Genomic DNA, 15,204 nt, shown 5'->3' on the forward strand with positions numbered 1-15,204 from the left:
TCACGCACAAATGAATTTAAATGAGTTAAAAATGTCACAAGAAAATGCACAAACCAAAGTCATCGTCGGTCTGTCTGGCGGGGTGGATTCCTCAGTGGCGGCTTTGTTGTTAAAACAACAAGGCTACCAAGTGGAAGGCCTGTTTATGAAAAATTGGGAAGGTGACGATACCGAAGACTATTGCCCGGCTGCCGAAGACTTAAAAGATGTACTGGCCATTTGTGAAAAGCTTGATATTCCCTTGCATATTGAAAACTTCTCAAAAGATTATTGGGACAGAGTATTTGCACATTTTTTAACTGAATATGGCGCAGGCCGTACGCCCAACCCTGATATTTTGTGTAACAAAGAAGTGAAATTTAAAGCCTTTTTAGACCACGCCTTAGACTTGGGCGCTGACTATATTGCCACCGGGCATTACACGCGAGTGAGTCAAGACGACCAAGGGCATTTTCATTTATTAAAAGGCTTAGACAATAATAAAGATCAAAGTTACTTTTTATATACCTTGCAACAAAACCAGTTAAAGCATTCCTTGTTTCCGGTGGGCGAGCTCGAAAAACCCTATGTGCGCCAACTTGCCGAAGAAGCGGATTTGATTACCCACAACAAAAAAGACAGCACGGGTATTTGTTTTATTGGGGAACGGAAATTCAAAGATTTTTTACAACAATTTTTACCCGCACAACCCGGCGATATTGTCACCACTGAAGGTAAAGTCATCGGTAAGCACGATGGATTGATGTATCACACGCTAGGGCAACGCAAAGGCTTGGGTATAGGCGGAGGGCATGGCGTAGAAGATATTCCATGGTATTCGGCAGACAAAAATCTTGCTACCAATCAATTGGTTGCCGTGCAGGGCTCGGATCACCCCCTACTCAACCATGCCATTTTAACTGCCAATACTTGCGACTGGGTTTCGGGGAAATGTCCGACGCTTAATTCGCCACTTAAAGCTAAGGTACGCTACCGTCAGCCAGAACAACCTTGTGAAATTGTGGCTGATGAGCTGGGACAAATCACTGTCGTTTTTCAAGAACCGCAAACCGCGATTACCCCCGGACAATCCGTGGTGTTTTATCAAGGTGACGACTGTTTAGGCGGCGCAATTATTACGGGTCGCTATCACCAATTGAATGAAATAAAGGCTTCTACCAGTTTATGAATTACACAGAACAAGATCGTGCCATTGCCCTTATCGGTATTTACCAGGCAGCCCAACAGGTTTTCGACCTAGCTACCACCGGTAAAACCGATGAAAAAGCCTATCATGCCTCTTTAGAATCGTTGTTTATACAAAACCCCGCGGATACCTTAGCCGTTTTTGGCGGTGATGTAGACAATATCCAATGGGGTGTGAATACCTTGTTGGCACAAATGAGTTCAGACATAGCCGTGTCTAACCGCAATATTGAAATTACCAAATATGTATTAAGTTTGATGATTCTGGAAAAAAACATCCAGCAGGCTGATGGCGTTTTTAACCAAATTTCAAAAGTGATTGACTCCGCACAGGCACAGCGCGCCCACTTTGGTGAGTTTCATGAAAATGTGATTGCCACCCTTGCCAGAGCTTACTCTGAAAATGTCAGCACTATTAATCCGCGCATTATGGTGAATGGTCAACATGGCCATTTACAAAACCCAAGAATTGCCAATAAAATTAGAGCCTTATTATTGGCAGGCATTCGTGCAGTGGTTTTGTGGCGACAAGTGGGCGGAACCCGCTGGGGATTGATTTGGAATCGTAAGAAATATCTCAGAGCCGCACAAGCATTGTATCGTGCACCCCAAGCAGACGATCATTCAGAGCCAACCAGTCTATTCAAAAAAGATTAACGAGCCTGACAAACATGACCATTCACATTCAACACCAACCCTCGCAAGACCAATTACAAACACTGGGCGTATTCAATTGGCCTATTTGGGAAAAAGAGAGTTCTGCTTTTGATTGGTTTTATGACGCTGAAGAGACTTGTTACCTATTAGAAGGCCAAGTGGTCGTTTCTTATGGTAAGGGAGAAGCGGTTAGCTTTGGGGCGGGGGATTTGGTCACTTTCCCCAAAGGACTGACTTGCCGCTGGGATATTCAAAAGGCTGTCAAAAAACACTATCAATTTGCTTAAAAAGCGCCAAAAAACAACCAGGCCTGGTTAAATTTTGGTCTTCAAACCTCTTTTTTAAACCACGTTTTAGATAACAAAAAGCCCCAATTAAGGGGCTTAGTGCATACTGCTAACGGGTATGTAGATTACTTTAAGGTTTTATAAACCGACTTTTTCTCAACTGTCGCTTCACTTACCAGGGTTTTAATTCGGGCATCGACTTCCGCCGTGCCATAAATCTCAACCAAAGTATCTTTTAATTGCGTTAATTGCTCAGCCGGTAAAGCTTGCTCTGCTTGCTTAACGCCTGCTAATTCCAATACCAGTGAATCACCCGTTGATAATTGCATCACTTGATAAGTTGACGCATTTTCAGCGGGTTTTGGCATTTTAAAAACAGTTTGGGTAATTTGCGGTAATACGCTACGGTTTTCATGACCAACCCATCCCACAACCGTCCATTCAATCCCCGGCGCTTCAAGGGACTTTATCTCAGCACCCTGCTTCACTTTTTCGAATAAAGACGCTGCCAATTCGCCAGATGCTTTAACCGCTGATAGGCGTTTTAACTCAGTGACAACGGCTTCGCGGACTTCAGCAAATGGCTTTTGTCTTTCGGCAACATAATCAGCAACTCTAACCACCACTGAAGACTTAGGCGACATTTCAATCGCGGCACTGTTCAATTTATTTTTTAAAACATCCTCTGAAAAGGCTGCTTCTAATACTTTAGCATTGGTTGTAATCGGCGAATCGCCACCTTGTTTTTGAAACAAAGGCGTGGTTTTTACCGTTAAACCGACAGCATCAGCCGCTGGAATTAAAGAGTCAGACTGCTCATAAGCTGCGGTGCTCATTTTTTCTAACAAATCAAAATACTGTTTTTCAGCTTCTTGCGCACGATAAGCAGAATCCACCTGGTCTTTGACCTTATCAAACGCTTGAATGACTTTAGGTTCAATTTTAATTAACTTAATTAGGTGATATCCAAAGTCAGTTTTGATAGGCTCACTGGTTTGACCTTCTTGCATCGTAAACACAGCTTCGTCAAACTCAGGCACCATCATGCCCTGTTGAAATAACCCTAAATCACCGCCTAACTTAGCAGAACCCGGGTCTTGAGAGTATTTCTTTGCCAATTCCGCAAAATCAGCACCAGCGGTCAATTCTTTTTGAACTTCTTGAATTTTTGCTAAAGCCTCTTTCTCCGAAGCTTCACTGCCTGGCGTGGTACGGATCAAAATATGACTTGCTTGACGTTTTTCAGGAATCACAAAGCTATTTTTATTGGCTTCATAATAAGCCGACAAATCATCTGCACTCACCGCTAAGTTTTTTGCCAATTCATCTTGTGACAACTCAATGTAATTTAGACTAACTTGCTCAGGCGCAACATAATCAGCCATGTGATCGGCATAATAGCCATCCACTTCTGCATCCGTGACGGTTGCTTTGGCTAGAAATGGTCGCTGATCAACACGCAGATAATTAAAAGATCTTTGTTGTGTTTGCAAAGCCACCAAACTATCGACTTGGGCAGGCATGGCCATGGCTGAGGATTGTGTCAATTGGCGCATTTGATTTTCAATTAAAAACTGACGTTGTTCATATTCAAAACGTGCAACACTTAAGCCATTACGCGCCAAAATATCTTCATAAACCGTTTGGTCAAACTTGCCATCTTTTTGAAAAACCGATGCTGAATGAATAGTCATCGCCAACTGCTGGTCAGACACTCTAAGATTATGCTTATCCGCCCATTGACGAATGGCTTCCGACTCAACCAAGGCTTGCATGACTTCATCACGCAACTGTTCGTCTTTGACTACTTGGTCATACATCTCGCCAAACTGCTGCTGTAACCGATTTTTTTGACGGTTATAGAGCGTTAAAAACTGACTGGCAGTGATGTCTTCACCGTTGACAGTCGCAACCACAACGGTTTTATCGCCTTTTGCATATTGTTCAATACCGAACAACGCAAACGTGAGAATAATCAATCCAACTATAACCCAAGCAATCCATCCTTGAGCGTGTTCTCTAATGGCTCGTAACATCCGACCTTTCCCTAGAAAAATAAAAACACTATTTTAACAAGGTATCATGGTGTTTTCAGGGTTATTTATGAACTATCCTGTGCTATTATTGTTTACTATTATTTGATTAGACAAAAGTGAGCAACAAATGACCAGTGTTTTATATATTGATGACGCATCTTCTATGAGAAAATTAGTAGAAATGGTTTTGGGAAGGGATTATCAATTAACCCTTGCAGAAAATGGTCAAGAAGGCCTGGACGCTCTTCAACTTAAGCAGTTTGATGTGATTATCTCTGATGTGAATATGCCGGTGATGGATGGCATTACTTTCTTAACTGAAGCGCGCAAATTAGCCGCCTATAAGTTCACGCCCATTTTGATGATGACGACAGAAGCCAGCCCAGAAATGAAAGCCAAAGGTAAAGAAGGCGGCGCAACGGGTTGGATTGTAAAACCTTTTGACCCTCAAAAACTTCCAGGGATCATCCAAAAAGTGGTTAGCTAAAACACATTTTGACTCAGTACCCAAAAAAATAAAACCCGCTTTCGCGGGTTTTGTTTTTTGAATGACTCAGATTTATTTCACTTTAAACTGCGACACCAGTCCAGTTAAAGCATCGGCTTCATCTCGCATGGTTTCTGCTGCCGCAGAGGTTTCTTCTACCAAAGCGGCATTTTGTTGCGTCACTTGGTCAATTTCAGAAATGGCCATCCCAATTTGGTTAATCGATGTGGATTGCTCATTAGACGCTGCTGTAATTTCAGAAACAATATCCCCTACTTTACGAATCGACTCGATAATGCCTTGCAAAGCGGCATCTGAATCTTCAGCACGCTGAGTGCCTTCATCTACGGCTTGAACCGCATTTTCGATTAAGGATTTAATATCTCTTGCCGCATCAGATGACTTACCGGCTAAGTTTCTCACCTCTCCAGCCACAACGGCAAATCCTCGACCATGTTCACCCGCTCTTGCCGCTTCAACCGCGGCGTTTAAGGCTAACAAGTTGGTTTGGAAAGCAATGCTGTCAATTAACGAAATGATCTCTTCAATTTTATGAGAAGCGGTTTTAATATTGCTCATCGAATCAATGGTAGAGCGCATAATCACAGCGCCCTTGTCGGCCTGAGATCTTGCCGAGGCCGCCAATTGATTGGCAGATCGAGCGTTGTCAGAGGTTTGGGCAACCGCTTGAGTGATGGCTTGCATGGTGGCCGTGGTTTCTTCTAAAGAGGCGGCTTGTCTTTGCGTTCTATCATTCAAATCTTGGCTGCCATGATGGATTTGATTCACATTATCCACCAAATTCACCACGCCTTGACGCGTCTGAGCAATTAGGTTTGATAGGTTTTGACTAGATTGCATTAACAATTTGACCACTTCACCAAACTTACCTTCGTATTGCGCACTGACTTGGCGCGTGAAATCACCCTCAGCCAAACCGGCAATCACAACCGAAATTTCTTCTAATGCTTTACCGGTTTGTTGAACGCGAACATTGATACGGCTCGACAATTTTCCAAACTCACCTTGCGATTGAACCTGTACTTGCTGGGTAAAATCACCTTTTTCCATGGCGGTAAGTACTCTATTTACATCTTCCATGACTTCTTGCATAGAGGTCATGGTTTTGTCGACCGACAAACGAATTTCGCCAGGAACTTTTTCATTCATACGAACCGTCAGGTCGCCAGCCTCTAGCGCTCTGACCACGCTATTGAGTTCGCGCATGGTATGGTCAACACTGGAGATAGACTTATTGGTTGAAGTTTTAAGATCTTCAAATGCCCCCACATATTGACCTTGAATACGCTTGGTAAAATCACCGCCCGCAACGGCTTGCATGACTTGATTGACCTCTTTCAAGGCATTTTCAACCATGCCAATTAAATTGTTGTTTGCACAAGCCGCTCGGCCAATTTCATCATTAGTAGCTACGCTAATACGATTATTTAACTGGCCTGTTTTTTGAATAGTTTCAACCATCCCAAGCATTTCATCTAGAGGTTTAAAGGCTTTAGACAACAAAAACTTAACTGCAAAATAAGCTATGAGCAACCAAATAATCACCAACAGCATGCCGACATTAAAGGCTGTTTTTTCGGCGTTTTTAAGCTCTGTGCCATTGGTCAGCGAAACCAAGTGTGCAATTGGCTTACCTTCAAAATCTGATAATGGCTGACTTACGACATGATAAACATTATTTTGAAAATCTAAATCTGTCAGTAAAAACTCAGATACATCCAATCCTAAACCGTTTAACGGAGCGGTCAACTCGTCTTTAGAGCCAGTGATGAGCGATTTTTGAGTATCAAACAGAAACAATTCATTGCCAGACACGCGGGCTTCGTTGCCAATAATGGCATCTAAACTGAGTGCTAAATCGATCACTGCAATCAACTGCCCTTTGGGCGCAATCGGAAATACAAAATGAATCTCAGGAATGGCATTACCCACTTTTTCGATGCCATTCTTAAGCATCATCTGATTTCTAGCCTGTTCAGCCAGCTTTAAAGGATATACGCCTGACTCAGATTCTTGACGAGTGAACAAGATTTGGTTGTTACCATCTAAAATTCTGAGATTGGAAATCACCCCCGTGGCCTCTAGTAAATTAGCTACGGTGTTAGCTTTGGCCGCAATACCTTTTAAATCGCCAGCCTTAATGGCTGACAGTAATTTTTCGTCGCGCGTAAATGAAAAAATACTTCTTTCCATTTCGGCAACTGCCTCACCCACCATCAGTTGTGTGACCACTTTTTGCTTTTCACTGAGTGACGTTTTAAGTTGTTGTTGCGCTTGATATTGGTTGACCATAAAAACAGCCCCAAAAATCCCTACCGTCATCAAAACCACCAGTACAGTAAAAACTTCTAAGCGTCTTTTTAAAGATGTTTGTTTCATATAAGACTCCGGCTTAGATTATTCGTAGGGAAATTGAGCGTTTTTCCATGATGGAAACCCTAATCGAAAATAATAGACTTGGGTGTAACCAAACTTAACCAGTAACTCGGCGCCCTTTTGCGCTCTATGGCAAAGCTCTGCATTGCAGTAGCTCACCACTGGTTGATCTTTAGCGACATATTGACCAATATAATTTGGATTAAATTCTGGATTTTTAACATTGATGTGCAGTGCACCAGGAATACGACCCGTTTCCCAGTCTGAAGAGCTGCGCGTATCAATAAAAGCTGCCCCCTTTAACCAGAGCGCTTTTGCTTCTTGAGCATCAATTGTTTTAGCACCCTCTACTGTTTCTGCAGAGGGCCCTGCCGCTAATACGCTCAGGCTTACTAGCCAACTCAAAGCCAAAGTCATCCCTTGGCTTAAAATCAAATGTCTTTTCATATCTAACACCCTGTTACCTGTGGCATTTTATGCCAAATTTTAGTACTAAAATAAATGCCTAATCATCATTCTTTAAATACTTTTATCGTTAAACTAGCGGTACAAGCGGTGATAAGTACCACCCTTCTCCAAGAGTTCGTCATGACTGCCTGTTTCTATAATATGACCATCTTCAAACACTAAAATTCTATCGGCTTGCTTAATAGAGCTGAGTCTATGCGCCACAATCAAAGTGGTTCTTCCGGCAAAAAACGGCGCCAAATCTTCATAGAGTTTACGCTCAGTTTCCATATCTAATGCAGAAGTGGCTTCATCCATAATCACCACTCTGGGGTTCTGCAAAATCATTCTGGCTATAGCCAATCGTTGGCGCTGTCCGCCAGATAATTTAATACCATTGCGCCCAACGACAGAATCCAGTCCTTCTTCTAATTCCTCAACGACTGACTTCATTTGAGCCATATCCAACGCAGCCCACAATTCATCATCCGCAATTTTACCCCCTAAAGTTAAGTTAAAGCGAATACTTTGATGAAAAAGCATCGGGGTTTGCAACACGATGGCGACATTTTGGCGTACCACATCTTGGCCAATTTGTTCCAAAGGAACATCGTTATAACAAATTTGACCGTCCGAATGATCGTATAGTCCAAGCAACAGCTGTACCAGCGTAGTTTTACCGCCGCCACTTGCGCCCACCAAAGCCAGTTTTTCGCCTGGATGAATATCAAAAGATAAATTATTTAAAACAGATTCTGTTTTGCCAGGATATTGAAAACTCAAGCCTTTTACCGAAACCGCAATCGGTTGCGTGCTTTCTTTAAAAGGGTTTCTTTCAGCAGGATAAGGCGTTTCTTGTTTTAAATCTAAGACATTATTGATGCGTTGCAGAGCGCCACTGGCGGCACTAAATCCATATTGAATGGCTAAAATTTCCTGTACCGGTCCCATCATAAACCACAGATAACCAAATACTGCCATCATCTGGCCAATTGATAGGTCAGACAGCACCACCATCATCATGCCAACGCCTCTAAAAATATCAAAGCCGACTAAAAAAATTAAAAATGATAAACGAGATGCCGCATCTGAACGCCAAGTAAAGGCTTCAGAATGAGTTTTGATGTCGTGCGCTTTGCCGCGAATTCGATCAAAAAATGAACTGTCTTGATTTGAAACTCTCACTTGCTGTAATGCATCTAGGGTTTCGGTTAAAGACTGCTGAAAAATTTCTATGGCAGAGTTTTCATTTTTTTTGAGAGTTTTAACTTGGCGTCCCATTACCATCGTGAAATAAACCACCAAAGGATTCATCAGAATAATAAATAACGCTAACTGCCAGTTAAGCCAAATCAATACCACAGAAACACCTATCAAGGAAAATACTGCAATGACAAGCTTACCAACCGTTGTGCCTAAAAAGTTATCAATGCTATTAACATCACTGACCATCGTGGAAGAAACGCTGCCACTGCCTAAGGTTTCATATTGCACCATAGCAACTTTTTGCACCCGCCCTAGCAAATCGTTACGAATTTGATAGGTCACCTCTTTACTAATCAGTGTAAATTGCTGCATTTGCCAAACACCTAACACCACGCCAATTAAGCGCAATAATATGGTAATCACGGTAATGATTAATATATAGCCCAGTGCCGTTTGCCAATTTTGCGGGATAAATTCATTTAAAGAATTGACGATAAATCCCGGTTGATTTAGTAGGACTTCATCAACTAATAAAGGGAGTAGCATGGGGAGCGCCACAGTAGATAACATGGCAAACAAGGCGATAAAGTGTGCTTTAATCAAGCGCGATTTATGACGAATCACCAAATCATAAATGCGTTCCCAAGAATATTGTCCGGTAACAGGACCGATTTTTTTAGGTAAATCTTGTGCCATTGATCTCATGATTAGACTCAGTTTTGTAAATGAAACAAACGATTAAAATTATCCGTGGTCGCTAAAGCAACCTCTTCAACTGCCAGACCTTTTAACTTGGCAATTTCCTCAACCACATAACGCGTGTAGCCGGGTTGATTGGTTTTGCCTCGATAAGGCATGGGGGCTAAATAGGGAGAGTCCGTTTCTACCAATATTTTGTCTAAAGGTAAAACGCGCGCGACCTCCTTTAACTCTTTGGCGTTTTTAAAGGTAACTATGCCGGAAAAGGAAATATAAAAATTAAGCGCAATAGCCTTTTGGGCAGTGTCTAAATCCTCAACAAAGCAATGCATAATACCGCCAACGGTTTGGGCATTTTCTTCTGCCAAAATCGCCAAGCAATCGGGGGTAGAATTTCTGGTGTGAATAATCAGCGGTTTATTTAGCTGTTTCGCGATACGAATATGCTGGCGAAAACGGTTTTTTTGCCACTCCATATCTTGAGTATCCGCCTCAAAATGGAAGTAATCCAAACCCACTTCACCGATAGCAATCACTTTGGGATGCGAGGCCGCGGCTATGAGTGCTTCATCTGTAACCTGAACACTTTCATCCTCGCAAGGATGAATACCCACTGAGGCAAAAACTGGCGCATATTGTTCTGCTAAAGCCAAATTTTCTGCCCACTTATCAGGACTAATCGCCACCGTCAGCATTCGGGTAACCCCCAATTCTTGTGCTTTGGCGATGACTGCCTCAATCGACCCAACCTGTTCGGATGGTAAGATATTTAAGTGGCAATGAGAATCCACAATCATTTACAACATTCCTCTTAACAATAATCCTTGCATGGGATTCGCTTCTGGCGAAATATCTGGCAGGTGACCTTGTTGATTTAACGCCACCCAATCCATGCAAAGATTTTCTAAAATTAATTCTTTATTGCCGTTGCCGTCCCAAGCCTGTTGAGCGACCAGCACTTGTTGCTGAAAACGCAACCAATCGTGATTGAGCGGGAACTTTTGTTGGTAGCTCGCCGCTCGAATTCTTTGAACAGTCCATAGATAAAAATAATCAAACACGACTTCGGGCTTTGACCATTTTTTCCATTTATCGACTGCCTGTGAAACACCCAATTGTCCTTGCATCAATTGCACCAAACTGTCTTGCCAGGCTTGCTCAGTTTCAAACTGCTTATCATTAATCCAGTCTAAGGCTTGCAGTGGCGCGCCCCAATTAATGCGTAAACTCTTTTTAATCAGCGCGTCATCTGCTTCTGGCAGCGCTAATTTTAACCAGGCCTGGGCAGTTTCAAGGCTTGGTTTGGCAAAACGCAGCAGTGCACAACGGCTTTTAATCGTTGCGGGTAAACGACTGGGTTGATAGGCCGTTAAAATTATGACCGTTTTGGCTGGCGGCTCTTCAATGGTTTTTAACAAAGCATTGAAGGCACTGGTGTTTAAGTGTTCCGCTTGCTTAATCAAAGCCACTTGATATCCGCCTTGATGCGCCGTTTGAAACAACTTGGCATTCAAGGCGCGAACTTGATCAATGCCCACTTCTTTTTTATCTTCTAACACTTCTAGTGAATAAAAATCCGGATGACTCATTTGTTCAAATAAATGGCATTGCGAACACTCACCACAAGCACCTTGGCTGTGATTTGGATGGTGACACAATAAAGTTTGCGCCATATCCAATGCAAATTGCGTTAAACCAATACCATCAGAACCGGTTAATAAATAAGCGTGCGCTAAACGGTCATTTTGGCTTAACCAAGACTGCCAAAGTTCAGTTTGCCAAGGATATTTTGGAGCTTGAAATGCCATCTTTTATTCAGCCTTGATGCTGCAACAATGTGAGCAGGTGAGTGTCTATTTCCGCTTGAACTTCTTCAAGGGTTTTAGCCGCATTTAAAACCGCATAGCGTTGTGGCGCTAAAGCGGCTCTTTGTAAGTAGGCATCGCGAACTTTTTCAAAGAAGTCGGCTTTTTCTTGTTCAAACCGATCGGTTTGGCCACCGCGGGCTTTAACGCGCTGCATGCCCACTTCAATGGGTAAATCAAATACAAAGGTTAAATCAGGTTGAAAGCCTTGCTGAACCCAATGTTCCAGTGACGCAATGCGATCAAACTCCAAACCTCGAGCTGCGCCTTGATAGGCATAGGACGCATCGGTAAATCTATCCGAAACCACCCATTTTCCGGCTTGTAATGCGGGTAATATTTTCTCTTCTATGTGTTGATTGCGTGCGGCAAACATTAATAACAACTCAGTATTAGCGGTCATTTCTGTAAATTCGGTATTTAATAAAATACCGCGAACCGCTTCACTGATGGGCGTACCCCCTGGTTCACGCGTCACCACCAATTCAATGCCCTTTTGAGCCAACCAGGCTTCAATATACTTTAAATTGGTGGATTTACCGGCACCTTCTGTGCCTTCAAGGGTAATAAATTTGCCGTGTAAACTCATACAAAAACCTTAGTCATAAAACACTGAGTGAGATAATTCAGTTAAAAAATTCAGCTAAAAACTTAATTTGATAGCTGATAGGTTCTGACCGCTTGATTATGTTCAATCAAAGTTTCAGAAAAATGATGCTGCCCTTGCCCTTTCGCCACAAAGTATAAGGCATGCGTTTCCGCAGGATGGCACACAGCCTCTAGCGCATTGCGACTGGCCAAAGCAATCGGCGTTGGCGGCAACCCATTGATGCGGTAGGTATTATAGGGCGTCAGTGCCAGTATATCTTTTTTGCGAATATTGCCATTAAAGGCATCGCCCATGCCATAAATAATGGTGGGGTCAGATTGCAAACGCATCCCCTTGCGTAGTCGGTTTAAAAACACAGCGGCAATCATTGGGCGCTCGGCAGCATCTCCAGATTCTTTTTCAACGATGGATGCCAAAATCAGTAATTGCTGCGGCGTTTTAATCGGCAGTCCTTCTTGGCAATTATCCCAAGTCTGCTCTAAGGTTTTTTGAAGCGCTTGATGCGCTCTAACCCAAAGGGATACTGCAGAATCTTCTCTAGAATAATGATAGGTTTCGGGTAAAAACTGTCCTTCAAGATGTGTCAAATTAAGCTGCTTTTTTAACACACTCTCCAATGATTCATTCGATTCTTTCAGTTGAGGATTTAAACTTTTTAACAATGCCATATTTTGGGCAACCGTTTTGCCTGCAATCAAGGTTGCCGGATATTGCACCGTTTTACCAGCAACCAACGCATCAATTAATTCATGAACCGTCCACTGAGGGTTAATTTCAAACTCGCCTGCTTTTAGAGATGCACTTTTACCTTCGTACTTTAAAACCCAAACAAACCAAGTCGGATGATGCAGCAATTTTTGTTGATACAACAGGTTTGCAACTTGTTTTGCCGAACGCCCCTCTGGAATGGTTAAAACCGGCTTAGTTTCCAGCTCGGTAAAACTGATGGGCTGAGTGACAAAGCGATAAAAACTCCATCCCTCTACCGACAACATAATCACTAAGAAACTGCTCAACAGCGTCCATAATAAGAGTTTAAGTTTTTTCATTGAGCCTTCTCTTCAAAGGTTGGGTTGGTTAAATAGGTCATTATTTGCTGGTGTAGCGCTTGACCTTGTTTGATAGACCAAGGCTGGCCTTCTAAACTTTCCATGGACATAATGCCACGCACGGCATTACAAAAAAAGACTTCATCAACCTGGTTTAAAAATGCCAAATCAAAATCGACTTCTTGCCAATCATACCCCATCGTCGGTGCCCAGTTTTTTAAGCTGGCCAAAAAAGTACCCTGAATGCCACATGAATCTAAATTAGGCGTTAATAAAGTTTTACCTTTTAGCAATACAATATTGGATTGAGTTCCCGAAATCACTCGACCAGCAGCATCCAACATAATGCCTTCAGACATGCCCTCTGCCAACTCATTACGCGCTAAAACATTATCAAGCCGATTGAGGTGTTTTAGCCCTGCCAACTGTTTGTTTTGGCTCCAAAGGGTCTGACAAATTTGTGCTTTTACGCAAAAAAACGACCAGGCCTGGTCATTTTTAACGGTTTTAGAAGCGATTTTAACGGCCGTTTTATCAGTTGCGGGATAAGGCAAGGTTTGCACTAAAATACGCGGGGTAGCCTCTGAGCTGGGTAAAGGTTGATAGCCTTTACCGCCGCATCCGCGAGTCACTATGATTTTGATCACCGCTGGTTCGCTCTGCGATATTGACGCCAATGCGCTCTGACACATTTGCTGTAAACTTTTCCAGTTTAATACCGGAAACTTTAAGCGTTCTGACGCTTCTTTTAAACGCTGTTCATGTCTTAGCCAGTTTACCAACTGGCCATTGATGACGAGCATGGTGGTAAAAAAACCATCGCCATAGGCCAAACCTCTATCGCAAGCTGGCATAACCTCTTGTTGCTGACCATCCACCCATATCATTTAGACGATAATCCAAACTTCACATGATTGAGCGCGTTAATAAGACCTTTGGCTTTATGGCGGGTTTCTTCCAATTCTTTATCCGCTATCGAATCGGCGACTATGCCCGCTCCTGCCCGAAAAGTCACTTGATTGCCTTGCATGAGCATGGTTCGAATGAGAATATTAAAATCTAAAGAGCCATCATGGTTGATATAACCCAGCGAACCTGTGTAAGCCTTTCTTGGCATTTGCTCAAGTTCAGCGATGATTTCCATACAACGCACCTTAGGGCAACCCGTAATGGTTCCCCCAGGGAAAACGGCATGAATAATGTCTAAAGGCAACATTCCTGCTTGCAGTTTGCCGCGAATATTGGAAACAATGTGATGTACATGCTCATAGGTTTCAACCACCATCAACTCATTGACTTCAACCGTTCCGGGCTGACAAATTCGTCCCAAATCATTGCGTTCCAAGTCAATCAGCATAATATGTTCAGCACGCTCTTTGGGATGTGAAATCAACTCGTCTATCAAGGCTTGATCCGCCAAGGCATCGGTGCTGCGTTTGCGAGTACCAGCAATGGGCCGTGTTTCTACCCAAGGATGCTGATACTTCACCAAGCGCTCGGGCGATGAGCTGAGCAATTGCCAATCGCCAAAATGAACACAAGCCGCAAAAGGCGCAGGATTATGCTTCCGTAATGCCCGATAAACATCTGCATAATTGTCACCGTCTAAAGCAACTGACCATTCACGGGATAAATTTACTTGGAAATTATCACCCGATAAAATGTAATCCTTAATCGCTTCCACACCAGACAAATACTTGGTTTCTGGCTCTTCCGAGGCACTCAAAATCACTGATGAATTGACAGTTTTAGTTGCTTGGGGGGCATGATTAACAGCTAGAACGCTGGCAATATCTGCTTCTATTTGAGGCAAAAGTGTTTGAAACTCAAACTCCGCCAATAAAAATAACGACTCAGTGGCGTGTTGCTTAATCAAAGCCGCAGGCATTCTGGTGAGCGTTGCCAAAGGCAAATCAGACATGGGTAAATTTAAAGAGGGCTCAACGACATTGGCATAGTCATAGCTAAAATAGCCAAACCATCCGCCACGAAATGGCAAATGTTCATCTAAATCATCGGCTAAAGATGAAGGCAAGGATGTTTGCAAAAACGCTTGATTAAATTTTTCAATAAAACCAGCGGCATCCTCTAAATTTTGGCAAGTGATGGTGTGCTGTGGATAAGCAAACAAAATATCAAACGCGCCCAAACTGCCATGAGCGACACTTTCCAGCAAGAAAGGATAACGCTCAGGAAACGCTTGATGTAAGTCTAAAAAATCCAGGTCTGCATAATGCGGACTCTGGATTTGAATCAAATTTGACGAGGCCAACTAAACT

The 15,204-nt window shown here is 42.8% G+C and carries 14 protein-coding genes; 4 read left to right on the plus strand and 10 right to left on the minus strand.

The genetic code is table 11. The features are described 5' to 3' along the window. Positions 1-31 precede the first annotated feature (31 nt). The 3 genes from mnmA to THMIRH_RS07880 are packed head-to-tail and all read left to right on the plus strand — an operon-like array spanning position 32 to position 2,129. The gene (mnmA, locus tag THMIRH_RS07870; protein WP_173291567.1) at positions 32-1,168 is read left to right on the plus strand and encodes a tRNA 2-thiouridine(34) synthase MnmA; all 1,137 of its coding nucleotides are present in this window, start codon (positions 32-34) and stop codon (positions 1,166-1,168) included. Beyond that, entirely contained in the window at positions 1,165-1,842 is a 678-nt protein-coding gene (gene hflD, locus THMIRH_RS07875; RefSeq protein ID WP_173291568.1) for a high frequency lysogenization protein HflD, read from the plus strand. Before mnmA ends, hflD begins: the two co-directional genes overlap by 4 nt. A 14-nt stretch (positions 1,843-1,856) precedes the next feature. After that, positions 1,857-2,129, plus strand: a complete 273-nt coding sequence (locus THMIRH_RS07880; RefSeq protein WP_173291569.1) for a cupin domain-containing protein — start codon at positions 1,857-1,859, stop codon at positions 2,127-2,129. Positions 2,130-2,254: 125 nt separating this feature from the next. Here THMIRH_RS07880 and THMIRH_RS07885 read toward each other — a convergent pair whose 3' ends face one another. Then, positions 2,255-4,165 (minus strand): SurA N-terminal domain-containing protein, encoded by a 1,911-nt coding sequence (locus THMIRH_RS07885; RefSeq protein WP_173291570.1) that lies wholly within the window; start codon positions 4,163-4,165, stop codon positions 2,255-2,257. A gap of 127 nt (positions 4,166-4,292) precedes the next feature. On the opposite strand from THMIRH_RS07885, the gene THMIRH_RS07890 reads away from it, so the two are divergent. Further along, positions 4,293-4,652: a response regulator gene (locus THMIRH_RS07890; RefSeq protein ID WP_173291571.1), complete on the plus strand. Its 360-nt coding sequence runs from the start codon at positions 4,293-4,295 to the stop codon at positions 4,650-4,652. A 72-nt stretch (positions 4,653-4,724) separates the two neighbouring features. On the opposite strand, the gene THMIRH_RS07895 is transcribed toward THMIRH_RS07890, so the two are convergent. The 9 genes from THMIRH_RS07895 to THMIRH_RS07935 all read right to left on the minus strand — a co-directional run bounded on the left by THMIRH_RS07895 (position 4,725) and on the right by THMIRH_RS07935 (position 15,182). Next, positions 4,725-7,052, minus strand: a complete 2,328-nt coding sequence (locus THMIRH_RS07895; protein WP_173291572.1) for a methyl-accepting chemotaxis protein — start codon at positions 7,050-7,052, stop codon at positions 4,725-4,727. A gap of 18 nt (positions 7,053-7,070) precedes the next feature. Further along, complete coding sequence (locus tag THMIRH_RS07900; protein WP_173291573.1) at positions 7,071-7,496, minus strand: rhodanese-like domain-containing protein; 426 nt, start codon at positions 7,494-7,496, stop codon at positions 7,071-7,073. A 93-nt stretch (positions 7,497-7,589) separates the two neighbouring features. Continuing rightward, the gene (locus tag THMIRH_RS07905; protein WP_173291574.1) at positions 7,590-9,407 is read right to left on the minus strand and encodes an ABC transporter ATP-binding protein; all 1,818 of its coding nucleotides are present in this window, start codon (positions 9,405-9,407) and stop codon (positions 7,590-7,592) included. Between the two features lie 8 nt (positions 9,408-9,415). Further along, positions 9,416-10,198 carry a TatD family hydrolase gene (locus THMIRH_RS07910; protein ID WP_173291575.1) on the minus strand — a complete coding sequence of 261 codons (783 nt, stop codon included), beginning with the start codon at positions 10,196-10,198 and terminating at the stop codon, positions 9,416-9,418. After that, positions 10,199-11,209 (minus strand): DNA polymerase III subunit delta', encoded by a 1,011-nt coding sequence (gene holB, locus THMIRH_RS07915; RefSeq protein WP_173291576.1) that lies wholly within the window; start codon positions 11,207-11,209, stop codon positions 10,199-10,201. Positions 11,210-11,216: 7 nt separating this feature from the next. Beyond that, on the minus strand, positions 11,217-11,855 hold the full coding sequence (tmk, locus tag THMIRH_RS07920) for a dTMP kinase (RefSeq protein WP_173291577.1): 639 nt from the start codon (positions 11,853-11,855) through the stop codon (positions 11,217-11,219). 62 nt (positions 11,856-11,917) lie between these two features. Next, positions 11,918-12,925 (minus strand): endolytic transglycosylase MltG, encoded by a 1,008-nt coding sequence (mltG, locus tag THMIRH_RS07925; protein ID WP_173291578.1) that lies wholly within the window; start codon positions 12,923-12,925, stop codon positions 11,918-11,920. Next, positions 12,922-13,812, minus strand: coding sequence for an aminodeoxychorismate lyase (gene pabC, locus THMIRH_RS07930; RefSeq protein ID WP_173291579.1), 891 nt, complete (start codon positions 13,810-13,812; stop codon positions 12,922-12,924). Before pabC ends, mltG begins: the two co-directional genes overlap by 4 nt. Further along, positions 13,809-15,182, minus strand: coding sequence for an aminodeoxychorismate synthase component I (locus THMIRH_RS07935; protein WP_243831414.1), 1,374 nt, complete (start codon positions 15,180-15,182; stop codon positions 13,809-13,811). The genes pabC and THMIRH_RS07935 overlap by 4 nt, the downstream gene beginning before the upstream one ends. Positions 15,183-15,204: the final 22 nt, after the last annotated feature.

The sequence above is a fragment of the Thiosulfativibrio zosterae genome (assembly GCF_011398155.1).
Classification (GTDB): Bacteria; Pseudomonadota; Gammaproteobacteria; order Thiomicrospirales; family Thiomicrospiraceae; genus Thiosulfativibrio; species Thiosulfativibrio zosterae.

What these genes read in the sequence shown, in the direction of transcription:
- mnmA (WP_173291567.1), top strand. Translation starts at nt 32, where the DNA reads ATGTCACAAGAAAATGCACAAACCAAAGTCATCGTCGGTCTGTCTGGC.
- hflD (WP_173291568.1), top strand. Translation starts at nt 1,165, where the DNA reads ATGAATTACACAGAACAAGATCGTGCCATTGCCCTTATCGGTATTTAC.
- THMIRH_RS07880 (WP_173291569.1), top strand. Translation starts at nt 1,857, where the DNA reads ATGACCATTCACATTCAACACCAACCCTCGCAAGACCAATTACAAACA.
- THMIRH_RS07885 (WP_173291570.1), bottom strand. Translation starts at nt 4,165, where the DNA reads ATGTTACGAGCCATTAGAGAACACGCTCAAGGATGGATTGCTTGGGTT.
- THMIRH_RS07890 (WP_173291571.1), top strand. Translation starts at nt 4,293, where the DNA reads ATGACCAGTGTTTTATATATTGATGACGCATCTTCTATGAGAAAATTA.
- THMIRH_RS07895 (WP_173291572.1), bottom strand. Translation starts at nt 7,052, where the DNA reads ATGAAACAAACATCTTTAAAAAGACGCTTAGAAGTTTTTACTGTACTG.
- THMIRH_RS07900 (WP_173291573.1), bottom strand. Translation starts at nt 7,496, where the DNA reads ATGAAAAGACATTTGATTTTAAGCCAAGGGATGACTTTGGCTTTGAGT.
- THMIRH_RS07905 (WP_173291574.1), bottom strand. Translation starts at nt 9,407, where the DNA reads ATGAGATCAATGGCACAAGATTTACCTAAAAAAATCGGTCCTGTTACC.
- THMIRH_RS07910 (WP_173291575.1), bottom strand. Translation starts at nt 10,198, where the DNA reads ATGATTGTGGATTCTCATTGCCACTTAAATATCTTACCATCCGAACAG.
- holB (WP_173291576.1), bottom strand. Translation starts at nt 11,209, where the DNA reads ATGGCATTTCAAGCTCCAAAATATCCTTGGCAAACTGAACTTTGGCAG.
- tmk (WP_173291577.1), bottom strand. Translation starts at nt 11,855, where the DNA reads ATGAGTTTACACGGCAAATTTATTACCCTTGAAGGCACAGAAGGTGCC.
- mltG (WP_173291578.1), bottom strand. Translation starts at nt 12,925, where the DNA reads ATGAAAAAACTTAAACTCTTATTATGGACGCTGTTGAGCAGTTTCTTA.
- pabC (WP_173291579.1), bottom strand. Translation starts at nt 13,812, where the DNA reads ATGATATGGGTGGATGGTCAGCAACAAGAGGTTATGCCAGCTTGCGAT.